The 1,594-nt window shown below is 60.0% G+C and carries 1 protein-coding gene; it reads left to right on the top strand.

Features of this window, described 5'->3' with window-relative positions; all coding sequences use genetic code 11:
* Nucleotides 1-247: 247 nt before the first annotated feature.
* Entirely contained in the window at nucleotides 248-1,312 is a 1,065-nt protein-coding gene (locus tag AC0L2O_RS36125; RefSeq protein WP_369722412.1) for an MBL fold metallo-hydrolase, read from the top strand.
* Nucleotides 1,313-1,594: the final 282 nt, after the last annotated feature.

The following is a 1,594-nucleotide window of genomic DNA, read 5'->3' as shown; positions in this document are numbered from 1 at the left end:
GACCAATCGACAATTATCCGGGTGAGACCCTCCCTCACTGTAGTTCGCGCCCTCGGGGCGCACGGTCATTCGCGTCGTTTTTGGCATGTCCGCATGAGGTCCGGTCCACCCCACAACGGATATCGTCCCGGTCGGTCGGCATGTCTCAAAGGTGCCAGGTGCGGACTCTTCTAAGGGATTGCCGCAGGGCGGTGATTTGGGCAATCTTAGAAGTCGCATCGGAAAACTGTGTTCAAGAGGGCTGGATATGAAACGGTTTACGTTCGCAACCGTGCTTGTGGCCACCGTGGGGTACTTGACGGGCGTAGTCACCGCACATGCGGCGCCGTGTATGACGGTGACCTTGACCGGCACCGCTGGCGGCCCGCAACAACCGTTCAATGGGCTAGCTTCAGCCGGAACGCTGGTGCGCTATGGAGAGGATGGCAATAACTGCGGCGCCTTGAAATTACAGTTCGATGCCGGCCGCGGCACTACGATGCGACTATCGCAATTGGGAGTCGGAACCGAACAGATCAACGCCGTGTTCTTCACGCACATGCACGGCGACCACACCGAGGGATTTTTCGATCTCGTGCAGAGCCGTTGGGCGTTTCATGGGACCGGCCCGAAAATTGACGCCGTGTGCAGTGCGGACGCCGCTTCAACACAGGATTTCATTGTCAGCTGCAAAAAGTTTGTGGCGCACCTGGCTGATGCATTCATCCAGTCCGGAGAGATCGCCCAGCGCCACTCCGAGGTGAAGGATCGCACCGCGGGCGGTCCATCCGAATTGATAAACACGATCACGTTCGAGCCGAGCGAGGAGCCACAAACCGTCTGGACATCTGGCGATGTGACAGTCAGCGCCATTCGGGCGACGCACATACCGGGCAACGTCGCGTATCGCGTCGACACGCCCGTGGGGAGCGTGGTGATCGGCGGTGATGCCGTGAACGACGTGCTCGCGCCGCCACGCAACTGGTCGACGTCTGACCAAGTCGAGAAGTTGGCGAAAGGCGCCGACATCATCGTGCATTCAGTGATTCATCCTATTATGGGACCCGGCAAGGGCAGCGACATGTATCCCTATGCCTATTATCGCCAAAGCACCGCCCCCGATGTCGGCGCCATGGCGAAGCGCGCAGGTTCGAAATATCTTATCCTAACGCACCTGATCCCGCCCATCGGAGCGGCCCAGCAATATCCCTTCAAGGTTCCTGGGAAGCCGCTGACGGAGGCGGATTACAGGGACGCAGCCCAGGAGGGCGGCTTTACTGGTACCATTGTCGTGGGGACCGACCTTGCCAGTTTGCGTCTTCCCGCGAAGTGACCGACGCGCGGTCCTCGCAGCGCAGATTGCTCTTGGCGAGGAGGCGCGATGTCCGGAGTGGGTCAAAGGGCTAAACCGCTCGCGCGGTAGAGCGCCGCGGCTGGCGACACGGCGAGCAATAGGCGACAGCTCATCGTGACGAGCGGGGCAATTTAGGCCGTAGCTGGCGATGATCCGATGATCGAGGACGTGCTGATCTGGAAGTTCGTGGCGGAGCACCAACCATTGCACAAGAGCCAACTCGAACCCTCGATCGCGATTGTGTGCAACGTCGCGCTAGTT

The sequence above is a fragment of the Bradyrhizobium sp. Kon10 genome (genome assembly GCF_055807395.1).
Note: the sequence above shows the minus strand (reverse complement) of the source record. Positions and strands in the feature narration are given on the sequence as shown.